This window comes from Pseudoflavonifractor sp. An184 (assembly GCF_002160305.1).
Lineage (GTDB): Bacteria > Bacillota > Clostridia > Oscillospirales > Oscillospiraceae > Lawsonibacter > Lawsonibacter pullicola.
This window is the reverse complement of the sequence record NZ_NFKI01000114.1, coordinates 1-3255: the sequence shown is the minus strand read 5'-3', so window position 1 is coordinate 3255 and position 3255 is coordinate 1. Positions and strand designations below refer to the sequence as shown.

Below are 3255 nucleotides of genomic sequence, written 5' to 3'. Positions count from 1 at the left end.
CGTTTCCGCCTGGCGGCGAAAACTGCGTTCGTTCCCTTGCTCCTCCTCTTCCCGGCGAACCCGCTTCGCTGGGCTTCGCCGGGAGCAACGAGGGATTGGGCAAAGCGCCCCGGGGCTGACTCCCCATGACAGGGGGAGTCGGCCCCGGACCCCATTTACGGGGGTTACCCCTTGGGCCAGGCAGAGCATTTCCGGCGCGCAAAATCTGAGTGGTTTTCCGCTATTCAATCCGGGCCACTGGGCCCTGGGTTTGCAAAATTTAGAATTGTTGCGGTTCCAGAACTGCGCCTGGCTTTGCCGAGCCAACGCTCCCGGGCCGCTTTCCGCCGTAGGGGCGGCCTTTGGCCGCCCGCAAGTCTTCCCCCTTCCAGGGGGAAGGACGATTCCCCCTATCAGGGGGAAATGTCCCGGAGGGACAAAAGGGGTAGGGGGGCCCGAAGGGCCGGATGAGGGAGACCTCTTGAATGCGCGCACCCCGGGCAAAAGCCCGCGGGCCGGTCTGGGACCGGCCCCTACGGCGTTCATCGGACAGGTCTCTGCATTTTTGCAGGGGCGGCACACTGGGCCGCCCGGTCCCGTGGGCCGGGATGCCTGTGGGGCGCGGCCTTCTGGACGCGCCGTGCCCTGCGCCGCCGCCCTGCCTGCACGGGGCGGCGGCGTTCCTGCATTTTACGCCCGCCCGTCCGCCGGAGCGGTCCCGGATTTTTCCCGGCGGCCCATCCACTTTCGGCGCCTTTTATGCAAAAGAGACAGAGGCATAATTTTTTTCCATCTTCGGGGGAAATTCCACACCCACAAGGGTTATCCACACTTTCCACCGAGTTTTCCACAATGTGTTATGTTAAGTGCAACCAGGCCGCATTTTGCATAATTTGTCGAATCCGGCCTGTCAAGAGGTTTTCTTGCGGAAAATCCACCAAAATTCATTTTTTGCAGGGACCGGGCCCGCCCTCCGGCGGCGGCCCGGTTTTCCACCGGGAAAGGAGCCCGTCATGTCCATCCAAACCGATACCATCGCCGCCGTGGCCACCCCCGCCGGGCCTGGGGCCATCGGCATTCTGAGGCTGTCCGGCCCCCGGGCGGCGGACATCGCCGCCGCGGTGTTCCGCCCCCTGGGGAAGAAGGGCCTGCTGGACCGCCCGGTGCGCACCCTGGTGTACGGGGACCTGCTGGACCGGGAGGGGCAGGTCATTGACCGGGTGCTGTGCACTTACAGCCGCGGGCCCGAGAGCTACACCGGGGAGGACACGGCGGAGCTCCACTGCCACGGCTCCCCCATGGTGCTCACCCTGGGGCTGGAGGCCCTGTTTGTCCAGGGGGCACGCCAGGCCGGGCCCGGGGAGTTCACCCAGCGGGCCTTTCTCAACGGGCGGCTGGACCTGGCCCAGGCGGAGGCGGTGGCCGACCTGCTGGACGCCCAGAGCCGGGAGGGGGCCCGCCACGCGGCGGGCCAGCTGTCCGGGGCCCTGAGCCGCCGGGTGGGGGAGATCTACTCCGCTCTGGTGGACCTGATGGCCCACTTTCACGCGGTGCTGGACTACCCGGATGAGGACATCGACCCCTTCACCCAGGAGCAGCTCGCCCGGGACCTGACCCGGCAGGAGACCGCCCTGGAGCGGCTGCTGGCCACCTACCGGCGGGGGCGGCAGCTGAGCCGGGGGGTGCGGTGCGCCATCGTGGGGCGGCCCAACGCGGGCAAGTCCTCCCTCCTCAACGCCCTGGTGGGGTATGAGCGGGCCATCGTCACCGACATCCCCGGCACCACCCGGGACACGGTGGAGGAAAATGTGGAGCTGGGGGGCGTCCCCCTGCGGCTCATCGACACCGCCGGGCTGCGGGAGAGCGCCGACCCCATCGAGCAGCTGGGGGTGGAGCGCAGCCGTGCCGCCATGGAGGAGGCGGAGCTCATCCTTCTGGTGGTGGACGCGGCGGCGGAGGTGACCGCGGAGGACGCAGAGCTGACACGGGCGGTGACGGAGGCGGGAAAGCCCTGGATTTTTGTGGCCGCCAAACAGGACCTGGTGGAGCGGAGCACCAGCGTGGGCCTGATTGGCGCGGAGGTCCGGGCGGCCGCCCGGACCGTGGAGCTCAGCTCCAAGACAGGCGAGGGGCTGGACAGTCTGGCCCGGGCGGTGGCGGAGCTCTTCCCCAGGGACGCCGGCTCCGGCTATGGGGAGCTGCTCACCAACGCCCGGCAGGCCCAGGCCGCCCAGCGGGCCCTGGAGGGGGTGCGCCGGGCCCGGGAGGCCCTGGAGCTGGGGGTCACCCCCGACGCCCTGCTCACCGACGTGGAGGAGGCCCTCTCCGCCCTGGGAGAGCTGACGGGCCAGTCGGTGCGGGAGGACGTGACCGCCCGGATTTTCCAGCGGTTCTGCGTGGGAAAGTAACGCTCAACCACAGGTTTTGCAGTTTATTTTTTTCTTTTCTTTTTTGTATCCCTTTTCTTTCTTTTCACTTATGTTTTTATAACTTATCTTCACTTCTTCTTTCTCGCTTTTTTCCTCCCACAGATTGCCTAAAGGGAAAATCTAAGGGAAAAGAAATGGCCTTGCGCCCGCAAAGCCATTTCTTTTTTTTGCCAAAAAACGAAAGTTCTGTCGTTCTTGGTACCCTGGTCCATTATGCGCATTACATTCCCCGTGCTCTTACCCACGCTCTACGGCACGGTTCTAAATTATGTCCTTCTTTCAACCAACGCGCCATGATAACCCTTGCAAAGCCGCTCACTCCCTCTTTATTGACGCGCTCGACCTTAGTTGCTCCGTGCTTCCACATCCACGCCATACCTTCCGCATCCACTTCTAGGTCTACAATTACCCGACATGTTACTATTCCAGCGGAATTTCCTGGTTCTTTAGATATGATATATTTAATCCCCCCAAGCGCTAATCGGATAAACCGAATCCATTCTTTAATATCATCATCTATCCATCTTCTAGTTTTTCCCACACCATCATACCATAGTGTTATCATCTGAAATCCATCTGGGAAGTTTTTTTCGATTGCACACTGTAATGCTCGACAAGACTGTCTCACATTTGACCGTTGCATTCTGGCATTACTCTTATGCCCTCTTAACAAAGTTTCATTCATTAAGCATCCCTTCCCTGTAAACCTATTTTCAGATGGCCGGATGTTGGGCAGAAGCCGGGCGGCTCCAGGCGGCGCGCTGCGCCCCCGTGTGGCCCCGGCAGCTCCGGCGCTGGTCTACTCCCCCCAGCTCCGAGGGGCCAGGGCAGCGGCCAGGAGGCCCAC

At 62.9% G+C, this 3255-nt stretch carries 2 protein-coding genes; one reads left to right on the top strand and one right to left on the bottom strand.

The features are described from left to right. Positions 1-992: 992 nt before the first annotated feature. Complete coding sequence (gene mnmE, locus B5F19_RS16565) at positions 993-2387, top strand: tRNA uridine-5-carboxymethylaminomethyl(34) synthesis GTPase MnmE (RefSeq protein ID WP_087292828.1); 1395 nt, start codon at positions 993-995, stop codon at positions 2385-2387. A gap of 241 nt (positions 2388-2628) precedes the next feature. Here mnmE and B5F19_RS17355 read toward each other — a convergent pair whose 3' ends face one another. Continuing rightward, on the bottom strand, positions 2629-3093 hold the full coding sequence (locus B5F19_RS17355; RefSeq protein WP_140394276.1) for a hypothetical protein: 465 nt from the start codon (positions 3091-3093) through the stop codon (positions 2629-2631). Positions 3094-3255: the final 162 nt, after the last annotated feature.

Bases quoted from the DNA above. Each gene is read 5' to 3' on its own strand.
- mnmE (WP_087292828.1), top strand. From the start codon at position 993: ATGTCCATCCAAACCGATACCATCGCCGCCGTGGCCACCCCCGCCGGG.
- B5F19_RS17355 (WP_140394276.1), bottom strand. From the start codon at position 3,093: ATGAATGAAACTTTGTTAAGAGGGCATAAGAGTAATGCCAGAATGCAA.